The sequence below is a fragment of the Buchnera aphidicola (Periphyllus testudinaceus) genome (assembly GCF_964059035.1).
GTDB classification, from domain to species: domain Bacteria; phylum Pseudomonadota; class Gammaproteobacteria; order Enterobacterales; family Enterobacteriaceae; genus Buchnera_J; species Buchnera_J aphidicola_BN.
On the sequence record NZ_OZ060380.1, the window covers coordinates 213,380 to 239,712 of the forward strand.

Below are 26,333 nucleotides of genomic sequence, written 5' to 3' on the forward strand. Positions count from 1 at the left end.
TTTTTAAAATTATTTTTTAAATATTTATAATTATATATATTTATATAATAAAAACATTTGTTTAATTAATATTATGTCCTAGTCTTTTAAATCTAACTCCAGTTATCCATGTATTTATATTTTTTTCTAAACTAAACCAAATAAAAGTAGCTTTTCCTATTAAATTTTTTTCAGGAACTAAACCCCAATATCTACTATCAGAACTATTATCTCTATTATCTCCCATTACAAAATAATATCCTTTAGGAATATACCAAGTTCCATAATCAAAGTTTTTTTGTTTATAATAATATTTTTTTTGATCTATAAATTCATCATTAATAAATATTTTATGACTTTTATCTTGAATAATCTCTTCTATAATTTTAATATTTTTTAAATCTAATATATGAATTTTATTTTTATTTAGATTTAATATTCTATTATATTTTATTAAATTTAAATTATTATAAATAGTTGTATATTTATTTTGAATAGAAATAGTTTTTGTAAATTCATTGTATGTAATAATATCTCCAGGAATTCCTATGATTCTTTTTATATAATTAAAATTTTTGTTTTGTGGATATTGAAAAACTACAACATCTCCTCTTTTTGCATCATTAATTTTATATATTAATTTATTATTAATTGGATTTCTTATATTATAAGCAAATTTTTTAACCATAATAAAATCTCCTATTAATAGTGTTGGCATCATAGAGCTAGAAGGTATTTTAAATGGTTCAAATAAAAAAGATCTAAATAAAAATACAGTAATTAAAATAGGAAAAAAAGAACTTAAGAAATATTTTTTTTTTTTTTTATATTTTTTATTTTTTTCTTTTTTAAATTTATACATATAATACAAATTTTGAATTTTTTCTAAAAACCATACTATACCTGTTATTACTATAAAAAATAATATAAATGTTGAAAATAAATTAGACATTCTTGCACCTTATAATTAATTTTTATTAATATCTAGAATAGAAAAAAATGCTTCTTTTGGTAAATCAATATTTCCTATTCTTTTCATTCTTTTTTTACCTAATTTTTGTTTTTTTAATAATTTTTTTTTTCTAGAAATATCTCCACCATAGCATTTAGCTAAAACATTTTTTCTTAATTGTTTAATAGTAGCTCGAGCGACAATGTTATTTTTTACAGATGCTTGAATCGAAATATCAAATTGTTGTCTAGGTATCATTTTTTTCATTTTTTCTACAATTTCTCTACCTTTTTTTATAGACAAACTTTCATGTATTATAAAAGATAAAGCATCTATTTTTATAGAATTAATTAAAATGTTTAAACAAGTTAAATTAGATTTTTTAAAATATTTAAATTTATATTCTAAAGAAGCATATCCACTAGAAACTGATTTTATTTGATCAAAAAAATTTAAAACTATTTCAGACATTGGAATATGATAAGTTAATGAAATTTGATGTGAGTGATATATCATTTTTTTTTGAATACCTCTTTTTTTAACACATAAAGAAATAATATTTCCAATATATTTAGGAGGTAATAAAATAATACATTCTGCAATTGGTTCTCTAATTTCTTTATATTTTTCTTTAGATGGAATTTGATTTGGAGCATTTATATATAAAATTTTATTTTTTTTAAGCATTTGTATTTCATACGTTACAGTAGGTGGAGTAGAAATTAAATTAAGTCCATATTCTCTTTCTAATCTTTCTTGAATGATTTCCATATGTAAAAGACCAAGAAATCCACATTTAAATCCAAAACCAAGAGCTTTTGAATTTTCTGGTTCATAAAATAGTGATGAGTCATTTAAACTTAATTTTCCTAAAGCGTCACGAAAATTTTCATATTCATTAGAATTAATTGTATATAATCCAGCATATATTTGAGGTTTTATTTTTTTAAATCCGGGAAGTGGTTTAGAGCAAGGATTTTTTTCAGAAGTTAGCGTATCTCCTACAGAAGCAGCTGATATGTTTTTAATTCCACATATAATCCATCCAACTTCTCCGCAATTTAATTTTTTTAAGGAAATTTGTTTAGGAGTAAAAATTCCAAGTTTTTCAACTTTATATTTTTTTTTCGTGCTCATAATTCTTATTTCTGATCCTTTGACTAAGAATCCATTTTTTATTCTAATTAAAGATACTACTCCTAAATAATTGTCAAACCATGAATCAATAATAATTGCTTGAAGAGGATTTTTTTTTGATCCTTTTGGGGAAGGAATTTTTTCGATAATTCTTTCTAATAACGAATTTATTCCAAGTCCTGTTTTTGCAGAGCAAAGTATAGAATTTTTAGATGAAATTCCAATAATATCTTCTATATCTTTAAGTACTCTATTAGTATCAGCGTGAGGTAAATCTATTTTATTGATAACAGGAATAATTTTTATATTCATATCAATAGCTGTATAACAATTAGTAAGCGTTTGAGCTTCTATTCCTTGTGTTGCATCAATAACAAGTAAAGCTCCTTCGCATGCTGCAAGAGATCGTTCTACTTCATAAGAAAAATTAACATGACCAGGAGTATCAATAAAGTTTAAATAATATTTTTTTTTATTTTTAGATGTATATTTTACTGTCACTGTTTGCGCTTTTATTGTAATTCCTCGTTCTTTTTCTATGTCCATAGTGTCTAACATACAAGAAGATATTTCTCTTTCTGTTAGATTTCCACAAATTTGAATTAATCTATCAGATAAAGTAGATTTTCCATGATCGATATGTGCAATTATTGAAAAATTTCTTATTTTTTTCATTAAATTAATATGCCATTTAAAATTTTATATTGATTATATAAAATATATTTTTATTTTTTTATTTAAAAAATATTTTTTTATAGTAATTTTAAAAATTGTTTAATTAAAAATATTTTATGTATATTATAATATTTTTATAAAAATTTTATTTTATATTTAAAAATTATTTTTAAAAATATTTATGAATTATTATATTATAATTCATTATTATAATAAAAAATTAGGTTTTTTATAATTTTTTAGAATTTTTAAAGAGAGTAAAATATATGTTTAAAAAAAAAAAAGTTATTGTTGCAATGTCTGGAGGTGTAGATTCATCTGTTACTGCATGGTTATTAAAAAATAAATATTATGTTGAAGGTTTATTTATGAAAAATTGGGAAGAAGAAGATAATTTAAATCATTGTAATTCTAAACAAGATTTAAGAGATGTTAAAGAAGTTTGTAAATCTTTAAATATATTTCTTCATACTGTAAATTTTTCTTTAGAATATTGGAATTTTGTTTTTAAAAATTTTTTATCAGAACATAAAAAAGGCAGAACTCCTAATCCAGATATATTATGTAATAAAGAAATTAAATTTAAAATGTTTTTAAAATTTTCTATTGAGCATTTAAAAGCAGATTATATTTCTACAGGGCATTATGCTATAAATCTTTTTAAAGACAAATCATATTTTTTATTAAAAGGAATTGATAAAAAAAAAGATCAAAGTTATTTTTTATATACTTTAAAACAATATCAATTAAAAAAAATATTATTTCCTTTAGGAAATTTAAAAAAAATTAAAGTACGATCTATTGCAAAAAAAATAGGATTAAAGGTTTATAAAAAAAAAGATTCTACAGGAATTTGTTTTATTCAACCTAAATTTTATAAAAATTTTTTAAATAGATATTTTCCTGAAAATCCAGGTCCTATTATGACTGTAAAAAATGAAATTATAGGAAGTCATACTGGTTTGTTTAATTATACATTAGGACAAAGAAAAGGATTAAATATAGGTGGATTAAAAAATTATAATAATGATCCATGGTATGTAATAGAAAAAAAGATAATTGAAAATATTTTAATTGTAGGACAAGGATTAAATAATTCTCATTTATTATCAATAGGATTATTTGCTAATAATATAAATTGGATTAATAATGTTATAATAAATTTTCCTTTACGATGCAAAATTAAAACTAGATATTCTCAAATTGAAAATTTTTGTATTGTAGAAGAAGGTAATAATGAAGTTAAAGTTATTTTTTCTTCTCCAATTTCTTCAGTTACTCCTGGTCAATCTGCTGTTTTTTATTTAAAAAATATTTGTTTGGGTGGAGGAATTATTCGAAAAAGAATACCATTTAAAAAAAAATATTAAATTAATTTTTTATCATTTTTTATATTAAAAAAAAGGAAATATATGAAATTTTTTTGTTTAAATGCTATTTCTCCATTAGATGGGCGTTATGAAAAAATAAATAAAAAACTAAAAAATATATTTAGTGAATATGGTTTTATTAAATATAGATTGTTTGTAGAAATTTATTGGTTAATTTATTTATCTAATATTACTGAAATTAAAGAACTTTCTCCATTATCAAATTTTATAAAAAATTATTTAAAAAATATTATTGTTTCTTTTAATTTAAAAGATGCTTTAAAAATAAAAAATATTGAAAAAACAACAAATCATGATTTAAAAGCTATTATTTTTTTTTTAGAAAAAAAGTTAAAAAAAATTCATTGTAAAAAAAATATTATAGAATTTATACATTTTGGATGTACTTCTGATGATATTAATAATGTCGCGTATGCATTAATGTTAAAAGATGCAAAAAAAAATCATATTTTTAAATATTGGAATAAAATAATTAAGAAAATGGATTTTTTATCAACAAAATATAAAAAACATGTAATTCTTTCAAGAACTCATGGACAACCAGCATCTCCTACTACAATGGGAAAAGAAATTTCAAATTTTTCTTATAGATTAAAAAGACAATTTAGACAATTAAAAAATATTAAAATTTTAGGAAAATTTAATGGAGCAGTAGGAAATTATAATGCTCATGTAATAGCATATCCAAATATAAATTGGAGAATGATTAACAAAAATTTTATTCAATCTTTAAATATATCTTGGAATCCTTATACAACTCAAATAGAACCACATGATTATATATCAGAATTTTTTTCTTGTATTTTTCGGTTTAATACGATTTTAATAGATTTTAGTAGAGATATATGGAGTTATATTTCTTTAAATTATTTTACACAAAAAATAAATTTAAGTGATACAGGATCTTCTACTATGCCACATAAAATAAATCCTATATATTTTGAAAATTCTGAAGGAAATTTAGGAATTTCTAATGCATTAATAAATCATATTTCATCAAAATTACCTATTTCTCGATGGCAAAGAGATTTAAGTGATTCTACTGTTTTAAGAAATTTAGGAAGTATAATTTCATACTCTATTATTAGTTATCATTATATTTTATTAGGATTAAAAAAAATAGATATTAATAAAAAATTTATATCTAAAGACTTACAAAAAAACTGGGAAATTTTATTAGAACCTTTACAAACTATAATGAGAAAAAATAGTATAAAAAATTCATATGAAAAAGTTAAAAATTTATTTAGAGGTAAAAAAATTACATCTAAAATTATAAAAAATTTTATTGAAACTTTAAATATTCCAATATCAGAAAAAAATAAATTATATAATTTAACTCCATTTAATTATGTTGGAGATGCTATTAATTTATCTAAAAAAATTAAATTATATAAATATTAAAATAATTTTTAAAATAATTAATATTATTATTTTTTGTTTTATTTTTTTTAAAAGGAAAATAAATGGGATTTTTATATAAAAAAAAAATTTTAATTGTTGGAATTTATAATAAATCATCTATTGCTTATGGAATTGCAAAATCTATGTATATTCAAGGAGCTAATTTAGCGTTTACTTATAAAAATCATAAATTAAAAGAAAAAATAAAAGTTATAGCAAAAAAGTTTAATTCAAAAATTTTTTTTCGTTGTAATTTAAAAAAAGATAAAAATATTAAAAATTTATTTTTAAAATTAAAAAATAAATGGAAAAATTTTGATGGTATAGTTCATTCTATAGCATATTTAAATAAAAAACATTTAAAAAGAAATTATATGAATTCAATTACAAAAAATTCTTTTTTAAAATCACATGAAATTGGTTCATATAGTTTTATATCTTTAGCAAAACATTGTTATTCTTTATTAAATAAAAATTCTTCTTTATTAACAATATCTTATTTAGGTTCTCAAAGATGTATTTCAAATTATAATTTAATGGGTTCAGTAAAAGCTTCTTTAGAATCAAATGTAAGATATATGGCATGTGATTTAGGGCCAAAAATTAGAGTTAATGCTATTTCTTCTGGACCTATTAAAACTGTATCTTCTTATGGAATTAACAATTTTAAAAAATTGTTATTTTTAAATAAAATAAAATCACCTATTAAACGTAATATTTCTATTAATGAAATAGGGAATGTAGCTGCATTTTTAATTAGTAATTTGTCTTCTGGAATTACCGGTCAAACAATATATGTAGATGGAGGATTTAATATTGTAGGAGTATATTAACAATTTTTAAAAAAATTATTTTATAAAGATAAAGTATATTATATTTAATATTAAATAATTTTGTTTGGTCTTTTATTAAAATCATAGTAATATTAATTTTATATATTTAATATTTAAAATATTGAAGTTTTTATAAATATATTTTTTTAGAAATTTTTATTATTTATACAAATTAAAAATATTTTAATATAATATTTTAGGTATAATAATTATGTTTGAAAATAATAAAGTTTTGTTGAAATTAAAAAAAAAATTTAAAATAAATACACCAAGAGTTGAAGGAATTGTAAAAAAATCCGAAAAAGGTTTTGGTTTTTTAGAAATTAATTCGAAAACTAGTTATTTTATCCCTCCAAAAAAAATTAAAAAAGTTTTACATGGTGATAAAATTATTGCTCGAATAGGTTTTTCTAAAAATAGAGAAATAGTTATTCCTGAAAAACTTATTGAATCTTATTTAAATATTTTTGTTGGTTGTTTAAAAAAAATTAATAAACAATGTTTTATTATTCCAGATTATCCTTTTTTAAAAGAATGTATTCCATGTTCTTTTTTAATTAAAGAAAAAAAATTATTTGAATCTGGAGATTGGTTTATTGCTAATTTAACTAAACATAAATTAAGAGATAATAATTTATTTCATGCTGAAATAATAAAATTTGTTTCTAAAAAAGAAGATCCATTTAAACAATGGTGGATTACATTATCAAAATATAATTTGAAACGTTCTGAACCAAAATTTTCTGCAAAAAAAGATCTTCTTTTAAAAGATATAACGAAAAGAATAGATTTAACTCATTTACCTTTTATTACTATAGATAGTAACAATACTAAAGATATTGATGATGCATTATTTATAAAAAAAATAGATAAAAAATATTTTGAACTAACAGTAGCTATATCAGATGTTACATCTTATATAGAATATAATAATAGATTAGATAAGATTGCCTTTAAAAGAGGATTTACAAATTATTTACCAGGATTAAATGTTCCTATGTTACCTAGAGAATTATCTGAAGATTTATGTTCTTTAAAACCACATAAAGAACGTTTTGTTCTTGCTTGCACTATGATTATTTTAAAAAATGGAGAAATACAACAAGATTCTAGTAATTTTTTTTTAGCATCTATTAAATCTAAAGAAAAACTTTCTTATAAAAATATTTCAAATTGGTTAAAAAAAAAAGGTACTTGGAAACCTTCTACTAAAATTATTGAAAAACAAATTTTAGAATTACATAATTTTTGTATGTCTCGTATAAAATGGAGAAAAAAAAATTCATTAATTTTTCCAGAAAGACCTGAATATAAATTTCATTTATCTAAAAATGGAGATATTTTAAATATATCTGTTGAAAAAAGAAGAATAGCGCATCGAATAGTTGAAGAGTGTATGATATCTGCAAATTTTGCTGCTGCAAATTTTTTATGCAAAAAAAAAGATTTTGGATTATATAATGTTCATTCAGGATTTGATTTATCTAGTGCTACTCAAATTTCATCATTATTAGCTAAAGAAAATATTTTTTTTACACCAGAGAAAATAACTACTTTAAAAGGATTTTGTGAACTTTATAAAATTTTAACAAATAATAAATACAAATATTTAAAAAATAGAATTAGAAGATTTCAATCGTTTAGTGAAATAAGTTTTAAACCAAATCCTCATTATTCTTTAGGTTTTTCAAAATACGCTACATGGACTTCTCCTATTAGAAAATATGGAGATTTGATTAATCATAGATTTTTAAAATCCATGATTTTTAATAAAAAACCTATTATTTTAAAAAAAAAAATACTTCAAACTATTTCTGATCAAAAAAGAAAACATAGATTATCAGAAAGAGAAATTGAAGATTTTTTATATATAAAATATTTTAAAGAAAGAAATTTTAATAATAAAATATTTAATGCAGAAATTTTTGAAATATCTAAAGGCGGTATTCGAGCAAAATTATTAGAAAATGGAGCAAATATTTTTATTCCAAATTCATTTATTCATAATATTCGTTCAGAATTAAAATTTAATACAGAAGATGGAGTAATATTTATTAAAGATAAGATTTGTTGTAAAATTTCTGAAATTATCAAAGTTACTTTAGTAGATATTAGAATAAATACAAGAAATATTATAGCAAAACCTGTTTTTTTATTAAAATAATTTAATTTAAAAAATATATAAAATTTTTTTATTAAATTTTTTATTTATTTAATATTTTTATTATATAAAAAATTACGAAATAATTACTCATAAAATTCTGAATTATTATTTTATTTTTATTATTAAATTTTTTTAACTTATATGAGGAATATATGAATATATTTAATTTCAATTATTTAATTTATTTAAATTTTTTTATTACTTTATTTGTCTTAGTGAATCCTATTGGAATGATACCAATTTTTACAAGTATGACAAATGGATTTTCTAATAAAGAAAAAAATCAAATTAATATTATTGCAAATTTTTCTGCTTTTATAATTTTATGTGTTTCTTTATTATTAGGTCATAGTCTTTTAAATTTTTTTAAAATTTCAATTTCATCTTTTCGTATTGCTGGTGGAATTTTAATTTTAATTACAGCAATGTCTATGATGAAAAAAAAATGTAATTTTAATAAAAAAAAAAAAAATTTTCAGAAGAATATTGCAGTAATACCATTATCTATGCCATTAATAGCTGGTCCTGGAACTATTAGTTCTACAATATTATGGAATGCAAATAATCCTGGTTTTTTAAATATTGTAATTTGTATTTTTGTAATTTTTATTTTTTTTTGTTTTTGTTATTTAACATTTAAAATAGCTCCGTTTTTTGTTTTTATTTTAGGAAAAATGGGAATTGAAATAACTACAAAAATAATGGGATTATTATTAATGGCTTTAGGAGTTGAATTTATTGTTTCTGGAATAAAAACTATTTTATAAAATATAAATTTAATAATTTTTTCAAAATAATAGAAAATTATGAAAAAAATATATATAAGAAATTTAGGAAGAACGCATTATAATATTATTTCTAGCGCTATGCATGAATTTACAGATTCAAGATCTTTATATACTATTGATGAATTATGGTTTACTGAACATTATTCAATTTTTACTCAAGGAGTTTTAGAAAAAAATAAAAATATTTTAAAAGAAATCAAAAATATTCCAATTGAAACTTGTGATAGAGGAGGAAAAATAACGTATCATGGACCTGGTCAACAATTAGTATATATTTTAATTAATTTGAAATTAATTAGAATTCATATTAAAAAATTTTTATTTTATATAGAACAATCAGTAATAAATACATTAAAATTTTTTTCAATTAAATCTTATAGAATTCCAAAATCTCCTGGAATTTATATTAATAAAAAGAAATTTTGTTCTGTTGGTTTTAGAATTAAAAATAATTGTTCTTTATATGGAATATCATATAATATTAATACTAATTTAATTCCGTATAATTATATATATCCTTGTGGAAATAAATTAATAAAAATGATTAATTTAATAGAAATTATTCCAGGTATTACTATGAAAATTTTTAGAAAAAAATTTATACAAATGTTTGTAAAAATATTTAAATATAAAAAAATTTATAAATCATCTTATAATATTTTAAATAAAATTGGTTTAAATTAATAATTTTTATTAATATTTTAATAAAATAAAAAAATTAAATTAATTTATATAATATTAAAAAATATACTAACTTCTTTAATTTAATAATGTTATTTTTTTTTAAATTTAATTGAGATTTTTAAATGTTAAAAAAACCTGATTGGATAAAAATAAAACTTCCTATAAATTCTATAAAAGTAAAAAAAATTACACAAATCTTACGTAAAAATAACTTAAATACAGTATGTGAAGAAGCTAAATGTCCTAATTTGATAGAATGTTTTAATAAAGGTACAGCAACTTTTTTAATACTTGGATTTATTTGTACACGTAAATGTCCTTTTTGTGGAGTAAAAAAAGGAAGGCCTAATAATGTTGATTTAAATGAACCAAAAAAATTAGCACAAGTAATTTTATATATGGGTTTAAAATATGTGGTTTTAACTTCTGTAAATCGCGATGATTTAAAAGATGGAGGAATGTCTCAATTTGTTAAATGTATATATGAAATAAGAAAAATAAAAAATATTAAAATAGAAATATTGGTACCTGATTTTAGAAAAAAAGAAGATATAGCTTTAAAATTAATAAAAAAAAATTTACCGGACATTTTTAATCATAATATAGAAACAGTTCCTAGATTATATAATATTATTCGTCCAGGAGCTAATTATAAAAAATCTTTACATTTATTAAAAATTTTTCATAAACAATTTCCTAAAATTCCTACAAAATCTGGTTTAATGGTTGGTTTAGGAGAAAAAAAAAATGAAATATTTCAAGTTTTAAAAGATCTTTACAGGAATGGAGTATCTATGTTAACTATAGGGCAATATTTACAACCAAGTAACACGCATTTGCCTGTAAAAAAATATTTAACTATGGAAGAGTTTAGCACAATTAAAGAAAAAGCATTTTTAATAGGATTTAAGCATGTTTTTTGTGGTCCTTTAGTTCGATCTTCATATCATGCTTATGATCAATATAAAAAAAATTTTTAAAATTTTTTAGTTATATAAAAATTTTAAATTTTATATTAATATTTAATAATTTTATATAAAAATTTAAAAAATTATTATTTAATTAAATTAAAATACACAAAATTTATAAATTGTATACAAAAAATTATATGAATTATATAGATAAAGAATATAAAAAATTTTTTATTTTTTTAAAGATTGTTTTTTTAATTAAAAAAATTTATAGATTTAAAAATTTATAATAGTTAATTTTTTTAACATAATGTTAATTTTTTTATAAATTTTAAAATAATAAAAAGATATTTTTTTTATTTTATTAAAAAAAAATAAATTTTTAGTTTTTATTATAATTTAAAAATTTAATTAGAAAATATTAAAAAAATAGCATAATTTTTTTAAAAAATAGATTTTTTATTTTTACAATTATTTAAAAAAATTAATTTATAGAGTTATTCTATATATTTTATAGATTTAAAAAATTTTTTAGGAAAATATTGTATAATTATTTTAGCGTTAGATTTTTAGAAAATTTTTTAATAATTAAAAAGAACTTTATAACTATAAAAATATAATTTAATGTAATATTTATAATATAGTTTTAAAAATTTTATTATTTTTTATAGATCTAATTTAATATTTAAATCAAATTAATTTATTTATTTAAAATAAAAATAATATTTTTCTTATTTTTAATTTTTTATAAAAATTATTTAAAACAATACATTTTAAAATTATTATAGAGATTTCATGAGATTAAAAAAAGTAGTTCAATCTATTCTCCCAACTAAATGGGGAGATTTTTCGATAATAGGTTTTGAAGAAAAAAATTTATCAAAAGAAAAAAAAAACCATATTGCTTTAATTTATGGAAAAATAGATTCTAAAAAGTCTGTATTGACAAGAATTCATTCAGAATGTTTAACAGGAGATTCATTATTTAGTTTACGGTGTGATTGCGGTAATCAATTAAAATCTTCTTTGGAATTAATTTCTAAAGAAGGAAGCGGAGTTTTAGTTTATCATAGACAAGAAGGAAGAAATATAGGTTTAATAAATAAAATAAAGGCATATGCATTACAAGATATTGGTTTTGATACAGTTGAAGCAAATCATAAATTAGGATTTTCAGCTGATGAAAGAGATTTTACTATTTGTTCTGATATTTTTAAATTGTTAAAAATAAAAAAAATACGTTTATTAACTAATAATCCATTAAAAGTTAAAAGTTTACGAAAATCAGGGATTTTTATAGAAAAAAGAGTATCTTTAATTGTTGGAATTAACAAAAAAAATAAATTTTATGTTAATACAAAAAAAAAAAAATTAGGTCATTTTTTTTAAAAAAAAATTATTTAATAATTTATTTTAATATAATAAAAATTAAAAATGATAAATTACTCACAATTATAATAAGTTTGTATATTTTAAAAAATTATTTTTGTATAATTTGTGAGTAATAAGAATTAATGAATAAAATTTTTATTATTAAACATATATAAATATTTTTTTTCTGGATTTTTAATTATATATAACAAATCTTTATTTGATTGAAGTAAATTTATGTTTTTTGTAATATTTATAGGAAAATTATTTTCTATCATATTTATACATATTTTTTGTAAAAAATAATTAATTTTAAAAAAAAGAAGTTCAGAAAATGTTATTTGTTTATTTGTATATATATATTGTATATTAAATTTTTTTAAATGTGCTAAATTAGCAGATTTTTTTATTGCATCATTTAAATTTCCTAATTGATCCACTAAACCTAATTTTTTAGCTTGATATCCAGTCCAAATTTTTCCTTGTGCAATTTTTTTAATTTCTTTAATTGTTTTTTTTCTAGATTTAGAAACTAATTTAACAAATCTATTATAATTTTTATTGATATTAAATTGAATAAATTTATCTAATTCTGGTGTAAATCCATTAAATAAATTATTTTTATCTAAACTTGATGTAGAAACTCCATCATAATGAATTCCCATCATATCTAAAGTTTTTTCTAATGTATAAAATACATTAAAAATACCAATTGATCCAGTAATAGTTGTTGGACTAGATATAATGTAATCTCCCGATGTAGATATCCAATAACCTCCGGAAGCAGCTGTTCCACCCATTAATATAATTAATGGTTTTTTAGATTTTTTAAAATTATTTAATTCTTTTTGTATTTTTTCTGAGTCTTCTAATGTACCTCCAGGGCTATTTATAAAAAATATTAAAGATTTAATATATTTATTTTTTTTTGCGAATCTTATTTTATTAATTGTATCTATTGGATTTATTGAATATTTATTTTTTTTATCATTTATAATTGATCCATTATTTGTAATTATAGCTATAACAGAAGATTTTTTAGGTTCAACAGTTTTTTGTTTATATTCATATATACTTAATAATTCATATTTTTTATTTTTTGTAGATTTTAAAAATTTTTCATTTAATATTTTTTTTATATCATTTTTAGATAAAAGATAATCTACTAATTTATTTTTTTTAGCATAATTTCCTGTATCTCCATTTAATTGTTCTAAATCAGAAATTCTTTTATTTATTAAAGGAAATATTCTACTCATTGGAATTTTTCTATTTATAGAAATTTGTTTAATATATTCATTCCATAAAAATTTTAGAATTTTTAAATTTTCTTTTTTTACTTCTTTAGAAGATTTATTTTTTAATATAGGTTCTACCGCTGATTTATATTTTCCTTGTCGAAATACATGAGAATGAATATAAAGTTTATCTAATGCTGATTTATAATAAAATGTTTTATTAGTAAATCCATAAAAATTTATATCACCATGTTTTTGTAAGAAAATTAAATCAGAAAAACTAGCTAGATAATATTGAGATTGTGAAAAATTTTTACCTACAGCATAAATTGGTTTACCTGATTTTTTAAATTCTTCTAAACATTTTCCAAAATATTCTAAAGATGGTTGACTACCTCCATAAAAATTTTTTAAATTTAATAAGATAGATGTAATTTTTTTATCTTTTGCAGCTTGTTTAATTTTATTACATAACAAAAATAAAGAATTTTGTTGTATATGATAATCTTCATAAGATTCATAATTAGGTAATTTTTCATTTACAAATGCATTAGAATCATAAGATTCTATTAATGAACCATCTAAATTTACGTTTAACACGTTTTCTTGATTCGATACTTCATTGTCTTCTTTTGTTTTAACACCGCTAAATAAATAAATTATAAAAATAAAAATGAAAAAAAAAAATATATTTAAAAATGTTTTATTTAAAAAACTTATTATTTTTACAATTAATAAAATGAAATTTAGAATTTTTTTACATATACTTTTCATAAAAAACTTACCTAAAATATTGTGTTTTATATAAAAAATTAAATTATTTTTTAAAGTTAACAAAAAATTATATATTTAATAAATTTAAATTTTTTATATTTTTTTTGTAAAGAAATTTTTTTTTGGTTTTCCATTTTCATCAATAGCCACGTAAACAAAAATACCTGTAGCTGCTAAATATTTTTCTTTAATAGGTTTAGAATATAATCTTTTTACTAAAATTTCTATTTTAATTTGCATTGAACTATTCCCTTTTTTTATGCATTTTCCATAACAATTTATAATATCTCCAATAGAAATAGGATGTAAAAAAGATATATTTGCTTGAACTGTTACTACTCTTCCTAAAGTTATTTGTTTGGCTAAAATAGCTCCTCCCATATCCATTTGAGACATAATCCATCCTCCAAATATATCTCCATTAGAATTTGTATTATAAGGCATAGCTATAGTTTTTATTAGAATATTTTTTTTAATATTTTTTTTATTTAATTTTAATTTCATTTTTTTTTTCTTTTTTTAATTGATTTTAATTAATTATTTATAAGAAATAAAAATATATTTAATATTTTTTAAAAATAATTGTTTATTTTTATAAAAATTTTATTTTAATTTAATATAATATATAAAAATATATTTTTTATAAAAAATTATTTTTATATTATATTTTATAAAATTTAAAATAATTATTATTTTTTTATTTTATTAAAAAATTTCATTTAAATAAATAATTTTATTTCATTAATAATCAATTTAAGTAATCTAGAATTATTTGCTATAATAGCTAGTTTATTTTTATAATTACAACCTCCTTTAAAATCACTAATTATTCCACCTGATTCTCTTACATGTAATATTCCAGAATAATAATTTTTTATTTTAAAATTAAATTCTAACATACAATCTATTCTTCCATCTGATAAATATGATAAATCTAAAGGAATTAAACTAGTTGTTCTAAATATTACTCCTTTATTTAATAAATTTTTTAAAATTTTATAGTTAAATAATTCATTTTTTAGAAAAACACAATTTATGTTAGAAGATAGATAACTTTTATGTAGTATATTAGAATTTGAACTTTTCATTCGATAGCCATTTACTTGTGCTCCATGGCCTTTTACTGCTGTAAATATTTCATTTTTTAATGGATCATATATGACAGAAATATTTATGATGTTCCTAAAAAATATTGAAATTGATATACAAAAACTTGGAAATCTTTTTTCAAAATTTTTTTTTCCATGAATTAAATTAATAATCCAAACTGGATTTTTAGAATTTTTTAATTTAAACTGATTATAATTATTTAATATATGATGTTTTGGATAAGATTTTTTTATAATATATGTGATTATTTTATAAGATTTTTTTATTTCTTGTATTAATATTTTTTTATTTTCTAAATTATTAAATATTTTTTTATCATAAGTTTGTATAATATTATTTCCTCCTTTTCGTGCTGCACGAATAGCTATATTTAATATTGGGTGCATTTTTTTCTCCTATTAAACAAAAGAATTTAATATTTAAATTATTTTATATAGTTTAAATTTTTTTGTTGAAATTTTTTATTTTTAATTGTAATAAATTTTACAATTATAATTTTATTTAAAAATAAATAAAAAAATTATTTATATTATCTATATAAAAAATTTTAATATTATTTTTTATTTTTAACATATTTATATTATAAAGGAATAAAATTATTAAAAAAATACAATCTATTAGAGGTATGAAAGATTATCTTCCTGAAGAATTAAAAATTTGGAAAATAACTGAAGATATTTTAAAAAATGTTTTTAAAAATTACGGATATCTTGAAATTAGATTACCAATTTTAGAAAAAACGCAGTTATTTTATAAATCTATCGGAAATGTTACAGATATTGTTGAAAAAGAAATGTATACTTTTTTTGATAGAAATCAAAAAAATCTTACTTTAAGACCTGAAGGAACAGCAAGTTGTTCTAGAGCATTTATTGAAAATAATTTAATAAAAGATATTAAACAAAGATTTTGGTATTTTGGACCAATGTTTCGTTATGAAAGACCTCAAAAAGGAAGATTTAGACAATTTTATCAATTTGGTTGTGAAGTATATGGTTTAAAAAATCCAGAAATAGATTTAGAATTAATAATTTTATTAAATCGTTGTTGGAATAATTTAAATATAGATAAAGAAATTTTTTTGGAAATTAATTCAATAGGAAATTTAAAATCAAGAGAAAATTATAAAATTGATTTTATAAAATTTTTAACTTTAAATAAAAATAAATTAGATGAAAATTCAAAACTTAGATTACATACTAATCCATTAAGAATTTTAGATAGTAAAAATAAAAATACTCAAATTTTATTAAAAAATGCTCCAGTATTATTAGATTATTTAGATGAATGTTCAAAAAATAATTTTAATTTTTTGTGTAAATTTATGAAAAAATTAAATATTTCATATAAAATTAATAAAAAATTAATACGTGGTTTAGATTATTATAATGATATTGTATTTGAATGGAAAACAAAAAATAACAAGTTAGGTTCTCAAAATACAATTTGTGCAGGAGGTCGTTATGATACATTAATTAATACTTTAGGAGGTCCTTCTGTACCAGCTTTAGGTTTTGCTATTGGAATGGAAAGATTAATATTAACAATGAATAAAAAAAAATATAAACAAACAGTTTTAAGTGTAGATATTTATATTATTTCTAATTTAGATAAAACAAGTACTTTTTATATTAAAGTATCTGAAAAAATTCGTAATTTTTTTAATAAATTGTATATATTACAAGATTTTAACATGGGATCAATAAAAAAAAAAATTATTCGAGCACAAAAATTTCAATCCAAAGTAATTATTATTTTAAATAATAAAAACACAAAAAAAAATATTCAAATAAAATATATTAATTCAAAAATTTTTAAAAAAATATCTTTTAATAAAATAATTAAGAATTTAAAATTTTATTTTAAAAAAAAATAAATTAATTTTTTATAAAAATTTTTTTAAAAACTATGCATTTTTAAAAAATTTTATTAATTTAAGGATTATTATGTATTTTAAAAAAAAATATATTAAATCTGATGTAAAATTATGGAAGTATTTAAATAAAGAAAAAATTAGACAAAATAATACTATTACTTTAATAGCTTCTGAAAATTATGCAAGTCTTGCAGTTATGAAAGCTCAAGGATCTATTTTAACTAATAAATATGCTGAAGGATATTCAAATCATCGTTATTACGGAGGATGTAAATATGTTGATAAAATAGAAAATTTAGCTATAAATCGAGCTAAATTTTTGTTTCGAGCAGATTATGCAAATGTTCAACCGCATTCTGGATCACAAGCAAATTTTGCTGTATATAATGCATTATTAACTCCAGGAGATATTATTTTAGGAATGAATTTATCTGATGGTGGTCATTTAACTCATGGATCTAAAGTAAATTTTTCAGGAAAATTATACAGATCTATTACATATAAATTAGATAAAAATGGAAATATTGATTATAAGGAAATGAAAAAAATTTCAAAAAAATATTTACCTAAAATGATAATTGGAGGGTTTTCTTCTTATTCTGGAATGTGTAACTGGAAAAAAATGCGGAAAATTGCTGATGAAATTAATGCATATTTAGTAGTAGATATCGCTCATTTAGCAGGACTTATTGTTTCTGGATTATATCCTAGCCCAATGAATTATGCACATGTAGTTACTACAACTACTCACAAAACTCTCTCTGGTCCAAGAGGTGGGTTAATATTATCTAATGAAAGAAATAAAATGTTATATGATAAATTAAATAAATCTGTATTTCCTGGTTCTCAAGGAGGTCCTTTAATGCATGTAATAGCAGCTAAAGCAATAGCTTTTAAAGAAGCAATGAGTATGAAATTTAAAAATTATCAAAAACAAATTTTAAAAAATTCTAAAATAATGTCAAAATATTTTATAAAAAAAAATTTTAAATTAGTTTCTAATGGAACATATAATCACTTATTTGTTATTGATTTAACAAATAAAAAAATTACAGGTAAAAATGCAGAAAATTATTTAAATAAAGCAAATATTATAGTTAATAAAAATACTATTCCAAACGATTTACAAAGTTCTTTTATAACCTCTGGAATTAGACTTGGTACACCAGCTATTACTCGAAGAGGAATAAAAGAACTAGAATCTGAAAAAATTGCATATTGGATTTCAAATTTATTAAATAATTTTAATAATTATAATAAAATTAAATGTATTAAGAAAGAAATTTTAAAATTATGTGAAATTTATCCAGTATATAGATAAAATTTATTTAAGATGTATTATTAAAAAATTTTTAAAATTTATCAATAAAATTTTAATTTAATAAATAATAAATATTTTATATAAATTTTATATAATTAAACAATATTAATTTAATTAAAAATAATAATAAATTTAATAAAAAAAATTTTTATTAATTTTTTTTTTATTTATATTATATTTATATTTTATATAATAATTTAAATTATTTTTTAATAAATATATTTTCAAATTATATTTTATAATATATAAAAATAATTTTTTATAAATAAATTTAATATAAAATATTTTTTAAAAAAGTAAATAAAAAATATTTTTATTTAAAATTATTAAATTAATTGTAGTATTTCAACCCATAAAGGTTCTTTCATAGTATTAAAACTTTTTTCTTTTTTTAAAAAACCGTTTTTTTTATTAATTTTATATATAGAAATAGAATTTGATTTTTGACCAGATATAATTAAATATTTTCCTGTGTTATCAATTTTAAAACTTCTTGGTTGTATTTCTGTTTTATAAATTTTAATTAATTTTATTTTACCGGTATTTGAATTTACTTGAAATAAAGTAATTGAATTATATATTCTTTCAGAAGCATATAAAAAATTTCCACAAGGAGTAAAATGAATATCTGCTGCCCAATTTTTTTTTAGTTTGATGTTTAGAATATCTATCTTTTGAATACATTTTATTTTATTGTCGTTAAAAATTTTTTTAATGTTCCATATTGAAATACTACTATTTAATTCATGTATTATATATAAATATTTATTTTTAGGATGTATTATAATATGACGAGGTCCGCTTTTTTTTATACATTTTAAAATATTTTTTTCTTTTTTAAATATTTTTTTTATTTTTTTTAAACTATATATAAAAATTTTATCCATTTTAAGAGATGAACAAAATAAAAAATTATTTTTAATATCTAATACAGAAGAATGACATCCTAAAATATTTTTTTTATTTTTAAATAATTTTTCAGGAATTCCTTTTTTATTTAAAAAATGAAAACTAATAGAATTTCCTCCATAGGAACTATTAAAGAGATATTTTTCATTTTTATCTATAAATATATGATTTGGATCTCCTATTGTTTTTGTTTCTTTTAATAATTTTAATAATCCTTTTTTATTAATTTTATATGTTATGATTCTTGAATCATTTCTAACCCCTGCATATAATAATTTTTTTTTATAACATAATTTAAGTGGTTGAACTTCTCCATTAGTATAAATTTCTTGAATTTTTTTTATTGAACCTAAAGAATTAAATTTAAACACTTCAATAATATATTTTTTTGGTATAGAAATATAAATAATGTATTTTTTCATTTTTTTATTTTTTCTTCTAAAAAAAATTAATTAATAATTTTAAGTTTTTCTATTTTAAAATTTTTATTAAATTTTAATAAAATTTTTATTATCCATTGTATTTTTTTTTTATCTGTTTTAAAACATTTTTTAAAAATTAGTGTATTTTTTTTTATTCTCCAAACATTATATTTTTTTTTAAAAAATTTAATTAACCATTTTATATTAATATTATTTGGATAAAAAAATTTTATTATTCCTCCTAATTCATTAAATTTTAATTTTTTTATTTTTATTTTTTTAGATAATATTTTAATTTTTGTAATTAAAATTAAATTATTTGCTACTTTTGGTATTTTTCCAAATAATTGAATTAGTTTTAATTTCATTTTTTTTAATTTATCAATATTTTTTATAGAAGATATTTTAATATAAAAAGATAATCTTAAATTAACATCAGATATGTAAGTTTCTGGAAAAAAATGAGGAATATTTAATTCTATTTCTGTATTTTGATTTAATAGATTTTTTATAGATTTTTTATTTCCTTGTTTTAAACTTTTTACAGCTTTTTTTAATAATTCCATATATAATTGAATACTTATATTTTTTATATGTCCGCTTTGTTTTTTTCCTAAAATTTCACCTACTCCTCGAATTTCTAAATCATGTCTTGCTAAAGAAAACCCTGCTCTAAAATCTTGAATAGAAGATATTGATTTTAGCCTTTTTTTTGAATTTTTAGAAATTTTTTTTATATCAGATACTAATAACCATGCATATGCTTGATGAGAAGATCTACCTACTCTTCCTCTTAATTGATGTAATTGAGATAAACCAAAATAATTTGCATTTTCTATAATAATTGTATTAGCTAAATGTATATCTAAACCTGTTTCAACAATAGTTGTACAAATTAATATATTAAACTTATTTTTATAAAAATCATTTATAACTTTTTTTAAAGCATTTTTATTCATTTGCCCATGCCCAATTTTAAATTTTCCTTCTGGAACTAATTTACATAAATGATTTAATTTAAGTTCAATATTTTTTACTTTATTATATATATAATATACTTGACCTCCTCTTTTTATTTCTTTTAATATTGCTTTTCTTATAATTTTATCTGTTTTATTCTTGACAAAAGTTTTTACTAATAATTTTTTGTCTGGAGGAGTATTAATAATTGATAAATCTCGTATTCCTAAAAGAGACATATTTAAAGTACGAGGAATAGGTGTCGCTGTTAATGTTAATATATCAACATTATTAAATTTTTTTTTTATGTATTCTTTATGATTTACTCCAAATCTATGCTCTTCATCTATTATTAATAATCCTAAATTTTTCCATTTTATATTATTAAATAATATTTTATGAGTACTAATAATAATATCTAAACGTCCATTTTTAATATTTTTAAAAATTTTTTTTTGTTCTTTTACAGTTTTAAATCTTGATAAAGTTTCTATAGAAACAGAATATCCTTTAAATCTTTGAATAAAATTTTTAAAATGTTGTTGAGCTAATAAAGTTGTAGGTACTAAAATTACAACTTGTTTGTAATTACAATATGCAATAAAAGCTGCTCTCATAGCTACTTCTGTTTTTCCAAATCCAACATCTCCGCATACTAAACGATCCATTGGTTTTAATGAATACATATCATTTAATACTGAATTAATTACCTTGTATTGATCTGGAGTTGGTGTAAATGGAAAATTTTTACAAAATTTTTTATATTTTTTTGTATTTTTTTTAAAAGAAAATCCATTACTAGAAGATCTATTTGAATATGTATTTAATAATATTGCTGCAGTATCAAAAATTTGTTTTGATATTTTTTTAGTTTCTTTTTTCCAATTTTTATTTCCTAATTTATTTAAACGAATAATATTTTTATCATAATTATTACATTTACTTATTAAATTTAATGATGATATTGGAACATATAGTTTATCATTATTAGCATATAAAAGAATTAAATATTCTGATTTTATTCCAGATATTTCTATTGTTTTTAATCCTTTGTATTTTCCTATACCATATTGAATATGAATTACTGGTTGATTAATTTTTATGTTTAATAAATTATCATTAAACAATTTTAAGTTATTTTTTTTCATGAATTATTCAAAATAAGTTATTTTAAAATTTTTTAAATATTAAAATAATATTTTTAAGTAAAATTAGTAAATTTATACTATACAAAATTTTTTATAGTATATAAATATTTTTTTAATAAATTTTACATTAATATATTTTTTATATTAAATAAATAATCATTTATAATTTTATTTATATATTTAAAATATATGTTAAAATTAATTAATTAAAAAAATCTTATTATATATATTTTTTAAAATAAATAAAAAATAATAATTTTTTATTATAATTGAAAGTTTTTTATCATTCATTATATTTGAGAGAAAAATATGACTATTAAAGTAGGAATTAATGGTTTTGGAAGAATTGGAAGAATGGTTTTTCGGCTTGCTCAACAAAGAAAAGATATAGAAGTTGTAGCTATAAATGATTTATTAAATTCAGATTATATAGCTTACATGTTAAAATATGATTCTACACATGGAATTTTTAAAGAAAATATAAAAATTAAAAAAAATTATATTGAAATTAATAATAAAAAAATACAAATAACTTCTGAAAGAAATTTAAAAAAATTAAAATGGAAAGATTTTTCTGTAGATGTAGTAATTGAATCTACTGGATTATTTTTAACAACAAAAGAAGCAATGCAACATATTTTTTCAGGAGCGAAAAAAGTAGTTATAACTGGCCCTTCAAAAGATAATACTCCAATGTTTGTAAAAGGAGTAAATTTTAATTCTTATAATGGAGAAAAAATAGTTTCTAATGCTTCTTGCACTACAAATTGTTTAGCGCCTCTTGCAAAAATTATTCATAAAGAGTTTTCTATAATTGAAGGATTAATGACTACCGTTCATTCTGTTACCGCTACTCAAAAAACAGTTGATGGAGTATCTTTAAAAGATTGGAGAGGAGGAAGAGGATCATTTCAAAATATTATTCCATCTTCTACAGGAGCTGCAGCTGCTGTAGGTCAAGTTTTACCAGATTTAAATAAAAAAATTACAGGAATAGCTTTTCGAGTACCAACTCCAAATGTTTCTGTTGTTGATCTAACATGTAGATATAAAAAATCTTCTAGTTATGAAAATATTTGTAAAGTAATTAAAGAATATTCTAGAAATAAAATGAAAGGAATAATAGGATATACAGAAGATAACGTAGTTTCAACAGACTTTAATGGATCAGAATTAACTTCTATTTTTGATGCAAATGCTGGATTGTCTCTAAATAAAAATTTTGTAAAATTAATTTCTTGGTATGATAATGAAACTGGTTATTCTAGTAAAGTATTAGATTTAGTTAAATTAATATCTTCTTAATTTATATTTTTAAATATGTTTAAAAATATAAATAATTTAATATAGGTATATAGTAATTTTTTATATACCTAATTAAACTAGTTAAATAAATTTAGAAAAATATAAATAAATTACTTATTATTTATAATAATTTTTAACCATTTTTTTATTCTTTTTTTTGTTAATTCAGGTTGTCTGTCTTCATCAATTGCTAGTCCTAAAAAATATTTTTTATTTATTAATGCTTTAGAAGAATCAAAAAAATAGTTTTTTATAGGCCATTTTCCAATTACTTTTGCATTATTTAATAATACAATATCATATAGAATTTTCATAGCATCGCAAAAATATTCTCCATAATCTTCTTGATCTCCACATCCAAATATAGCTATTTTTTTATTTTTAAAATTTATTTTCTTTAATATTGGAAGAAAATCGTCCCAATCGCATTGAACTTCTCCATAATACCAAGTTGAAACTCCTAATATTAATATATCATATTTTAAAAAATCTTGTTTACAAGAGGACGTAATATCATGTATAGAAGATTTTTTTTTTCCTATAATATTATGTATTATTTTAGATATTTTTTCTGTATTTCCTGTATCAGTTCCAAAAAATATTCCAATTTTTTTCATTTTTTAAAGAATCCTTATTTTAAATTGTTTATAATAAATATTTTTATAGATATTCATACATAATTTATATAAAAATTTAAAAATATATTATTTTTTAATTATTTAAGTATATTTAAATTTTTTAAAATTTTGTTAATTAACTTTTTTAAAAATAAAAAAATTTTATTTAATTTTATTAAAATATAGGTATAAATTTATAATGACTAATTTAGTTTGGTTAAGAAATGATCTGAGAATAGATGATAATTCAGCAATTTATCATGCTTGTAAAAATAAAAAAAAAAAAATAATAATATTATTTATTTCAACACCAGATCAATGGAAAAATCATTTAATGTCTTCAATTCAAGCAAATTTTATATATAAAAGAATATTATATTTAAAAAAAAAAATTAATTCTTTAAATATAAAATTTTTATATGTTGAATTAAAAAATTTTAATGAATCTATATATTATATTTTTTTTATTTGTAAAAAATATAAAATAAAATCTATATTTTATAACTTTCAATATGAATTCAATGAACAAAAAAGAGATAATTTTTTAAAAAATCTTCTTATAAAGAATAAAATAAAAGTATTTAATTTTCATGATAACATTTTAATTTCTCCTAGTCTTATAAAAAACAATTTAGGAAATGCATATAAAAGATTTTATTTTTTTAAAAAAAAGTCTTTAAATATTTTAAAAAAAAATAAAATAATTTCTTTTTCTTCTCTAAAAATAAATAAATTTCATAGAATTTATAAAAATAAAAAAATTAATTTTAGTTTTAAACGTAAAAATTTTAATATAAAAAATTTTCCTTTTGAAGATAAATTAATTATTAAAAAAATAGATAATTTTTTTAAAAAAAAGTTTTCATCTTATTTTTTAAACAAAGATAAATTATATTTAAATAATACTAGTCAATTTTCAATTTATTTAAATTTAGGAATTTTTTCTATTAGAAAATTTTTTTTTTATATCTTAAAATTTAGTAAAAATAATTATAGAAATTCAGTTTCTTTGTTAAATGAATTACTTTGGAGAGAATTTTTTAAACATTTAATGTTTTCATATCCTTTTTTATCTAAAAATAAATATTTAAAAAAAAATATAAAAAAAGTAAAATGGAAAAAAAATTCTTTTTATTTAAAAGCTTGGAAAAATGGTTTAACTGGATTTCCTATAATAGATGCTGGAATGAGACAATTAAAAAAAACAGGATGGATGAATAATCGATTACGAATGATTACCGCAAATTTTTTAGTAAAAAATTTACTAATTAATTGGAGAATGGGAGAAAAACATTTTATGTTATATTTAATTGATTCTGATTTTTCTATAAATAATGGAAATTGGCAATGGATAGCATCTGTTGGAACAGAATCAGCTTCATATATTAGAACTTTTAATCCATATATACAATCTAAAAAATTTGATTATAAAGGAATTTTTATAAAAAAATATGTTAAAGAATTAAAAAATGTTCCAATAAAAAATATTCATTCACCATATTCATGGTTAAAAAAAAATGAACCAAATACAAATTATCCTAAACCAATTGTAAATTACAATAAAACAAGAAAAAAATTTATAAAAATTATGAAAACAATTCATTTAAGATAAAATTATGAAAAATACTATTTTAGAAAAAATTATAAATAAAAAATTAAATTCTTGTAAATTTAAAGATTCAACTTATAATGGTTTACAAATTGAAGGTTGCAAAAATATTAAAAAAATTATTACTGGAGTAACTGCTTGTCAATTATTATTAAATGAAGCAATTAAAAATAAAGCGCAAGCTATTATAGTTCATCATGGTTATTTTTGGGATAATGATCCAAAATGTATAAGAGGTTTTTTAAGAACACGATTAAAAACTATTTTATCTAATAATATTAATCTTTATAGTTGGCATTTGCCTTTAGATGCAAATTTAAAAATTAGCAATAATTTTTATATAGGAAAAACATTAAATATAAATATTAAAGGAACTTTAAATCCTTATTTATGGTGGGGAAATTTTAAAAATTTTATTAGTGGAAAAGAATTATATAAAAAAATTTATTCTATTTTTAAAAGAAAACCAATATATATATCTAATACTAATAAAAAAATAAAAAGTGTTGCTTGGTGTAGCGGTAAAGGTCAAAAATTTATTCATAAAGTTTTAGAGTCTAATATAGATTGTTTTATTACAGGAGAAATTTCTGAAGAAACAACTCATTATGCTCGTGAATCAAATATACATTTTTTTTCTGCAGGTCATCATGCTACAGAAATAGGTGGTATAAAATTGTTAAGTAAGTGGTTAAGTATAAATTATACAGACTTAAATATTAAATTTATTAATATTCATAATCCTGTTTAAATAT

The 26,333-nt window shown here is 18.5% G+C and carries 19 protein-coding genes and 2 pseudogenes; 13 read left to right on the forward strand and 8 right to left on the reverse strand.

What is annotated here, in order from left to right:
* Positions 1–61: 61 nt before the first annotated feature.
* Positions 62–931, reverse strand: a complete 870-nt coding sequence (gene lepB / locus AB4W45_RS00970; RefSeq protein WP_367671489.1) for a signal peptidase I — start codon at positions 929–931, stop codon at positions 62–64.
* Between the two features lie 15 nt (positions 932–946).
* A complete protein-coding gene (gene lepA, locus AB4W45_RS00975; protein WP_367671490.1) occupies positions 947–2,743 on the reverse strand; it encodes a translation elongation factor 4 in 1,797 nt (598 codons plus the stop codon).
* 257 nt (positions 2,744–3,000) lie between these two features.
* Here lepA and mnmA point away from each other — a divergent pair.
* The 8 genes and pseudogenes from mnmA to ribA form a co-directional block, all read left to right on the forward strand.
* Positions 3,001–4,113: pseudogene (mnmA, locus tag AB4W45_RS00980) on the forward strand (tRNA 2-thiouridine(34) synthase MnmA); the annotation flags it as partial.
* A 42-nt stretch (positions 4,114–4,155) separates the two neighbouring features.
* On the forward strand, positions 4,156–5,538 hold the full coding sequence (gene purB / locus AB4W45_RS00985) for an adenylosuccinate lyase (RefSeq protein WP_367671491.1): 1,383 nt from the start codon (positions 4,156–4,158) through the stop codon (positions 5,536–5,538).
* Positions 5,539–5,600: 62 nt separating this feature from the next.
* Complete coding sequence (locus AB4W45_RS00990) at positions 5,601–6,371, forward strand: enoyl-ACP reductase (protein WP_367671492.1); 771 nt, start codon at positions 5,601–5,603, stop codon at positions 6,369–6,371.
* A 211-nt stretch (positions 6,372–6,582) separates the two neighbouring features.
* Positions 6,583–8,535 (forward strand): exoribonuclease II, encoded by a 1,953-nt coding sequence (locus tag AB4W45_RS00995; RefSeq protein WP_367671494.1) that lies wholly within the window; start codon positions 6,583–6,585, stop codon positions 8,533–8,535.
* A gap of 152 nt (positions 8,536–8,687) precedes the next feature.
* Positions 8,688–9,302 (forward strand): YchE family NAAT transporter, encoded by a 615-nt coding sequence (locus tag AB4W45_RS01000; protein ID WP_367671495.1) that lies wholly within the window; start codon positions 8,688–8,690, stop codon positions 9,300–9,302.
* Between the two features lie 39 nt (positions 9,303–9,341).
* Positions 9,342–10,007, forward strand: a complete 666-nt coding sequence (lipB, locus tag AB4W45_RS01005) for a lipoyl(octanoyl) transferase LipB (protein WP_367671496.1) — start codon at positions 9,342–9,344, stop codon at positions 10,005–10,007.
* Positions 10,008–10,132: 125 nt separating this feature from the next.
* Positions 10,133–10,987: pseudogene (lipA, locus tag AB4W45_RS01010) on the forward strand (lipoyl synthase); the annotation flags it as partial.
* Between the two features lie 726 nt (positions 10,988–11,713).
* Positions 11,714–12,307 (forward strand): GTP cyclohydrolase II, encoded by a 594-nt coding sequence (gene ribA / locus AB4W45_RS01015; RefSeq protein WP_367671497.1) that lies wholly within the window; start codon positions 11,714–11,716, stop codon positions 12,305–12,307.
* Between the two features lie 122 nt (positions 12,308–12,429).
* Here the strand turns inward: ribA and sppA are convergent, their stop codons facing one another.
* The 3 genes from sppA to AB4W45_RS01030 form a co-directional block, all read right to left on the reverse strand.
* Positions 12,430–14,301: a signal peptide peptidase SppA gene (gene sppA / locus AB4W45_RS01020; RefSeq protein ID WP_367671498.1), complete on the reverse strand. Its 1,872-nt coding sequence runs from the start codon at positions 14,299–14,301 to the stop codon at positions 12,430–12,432.
* A 93-nt stretch (positions 14,302–14,394) separates the two neighbouring features.
* On the reverse strand, positions 14,395–14,805 hold the full coding sequence (gene yciA, locus AB4W45_RS01025) for an acyl-CoA thioester hydrolase YciA (protein WP_367671499.1): 411 nt from the start codon (positions 14,803–14,805) through the stop codon (positions 14,395–14,397).
* A gap of 215 nt (positions 14,806–15,020) precedes the next feature.
* Positions 15,021–15,797 carry an inositol monophosphatase family protein gene (locus tag AB4W45_RS01030; protein ID WP_367671500.1) on the reverse strand — a complete coding sequence of 259 codons (777 nt, stop codon included), beginning with the start codon at positions 15,795–15,797 and terminating at the stop codon, positions 15,021–15,023.
* Between the two features lie 221 nt (positions 15,798–16,018).
* Here AB4W45_RS01030 and hisS point away from each other — a divergent pair, with 221 nt between their 5' ends.
* Positions 16,019–17,287: a histidine--tRNA ligase gene (gene hisS, locus AB4W45_RS01035; RefSeq protein ID WP_367671508.1), complete on the forward strand. Its 1,269-nt coding sequence runs from the start codon at positions 16,019–16,021 to the stop codon at positions 17,285–17,287.
* 70 nt (positions 17,288–17,357) lie between these two features.
* Entirely contained in the window at positions 17,358–18,608 is a 1,251-nt protein-coding gene (gene glyA / locus AB4W45_RS01040) for a serine hydroxymethyltransferase (protein WP_367671012.1), read from the forward strand.
* A gap of 326 nt (positions 18,609–18,934) precedes the next feature.
* Here the strand turns inward: glyA and AB4W45_RS01045 are convergent, their stop codons facing one another.
* Both AB4W45_RS01045 and mfd read right to left on the reverse strand, forming a co-directional pair.
* Positions 18,935–19,939, reverse strand: coding sequence for a beta-propeller fold lactonase family protein (locus AB4W45_RS01045; RefSeq protein ID WP_367671013.1), 1,005 nt, complete (start codon positions 19,937–19,939; stop codon positions 18,935–18,937).
* A gap of 26 nt (positions 19,940–19,965) precedes the next feature.
* Positions 19,966–22,047, reverse strand: coding sequence for a transcription-repair coupling factor (mfd, locus tag AB4W45_RS01050; protein WP_367671014.1), 2,082 nt, complete (start codon positions 22,045–22,047; stop codon positions 19,966–19,968).
* A gap of 309 nt (positions 22,048–22,356) precedes the next feature.
* Here mfd and gap point away from each other — a divergent pair, with 309 nt between their 5' ends.
* A complete protein-coding gene (gap, locus tag AB4W45_RS01055; RefSeq protein WP_367671015.1) occupies positions 22,357–23,352 on the forward strand; it encodes a type I glyceraldehyde-3-phosphate dehydrogenase in 996 nt (331 codons plus the stop codon).
* A gap of 110 nt (positions 23,353–23,462) precedes the next feature.
* Here gap and fldA read toward each other — a convergent pair whose 3' ends face one another.
* Complete coding sequence (gene fldA, locus AB4W45_RS01060) at positions 23,463–23,969, reverse strand: flavodoxin FldA (protein WP_367671016.1); 507 nt, start codon at positions 23,967–23,969, stop codon at positions 23,463–23,465.
* Between the two features lie 199 nt (positions 23,970–24,168).
* On the opposite strand from fldA, the gene AB4W45_RS01065 reads away from it, so the two are divergent.
* Complete coding sequence (locus tag AB4W45_RS01065) at positions 24,169–25,581, forward strand: deoxyribodipyrimidine photo-lyase (RefSeq protein ID WP_367671017.1); 1,413 nt, start codon at positions 24,169–24,171, stop codon at positions 25,579–25,581.
* Between the two features lie 4 nt (positions 25,582–25,585).
* Entirely contained in the window at positions 25,586–26,329 is a 744-nt protein-coding gene (locus tag AB4W45_RS01070) for a Nif3-like dinuclear metal center hexameric protein (protein ID WP_367671018.1), read from the forward strand.
* The last annotated feature ends 4 nt before the right edge of the window (positions 26,330–26,333 follow it).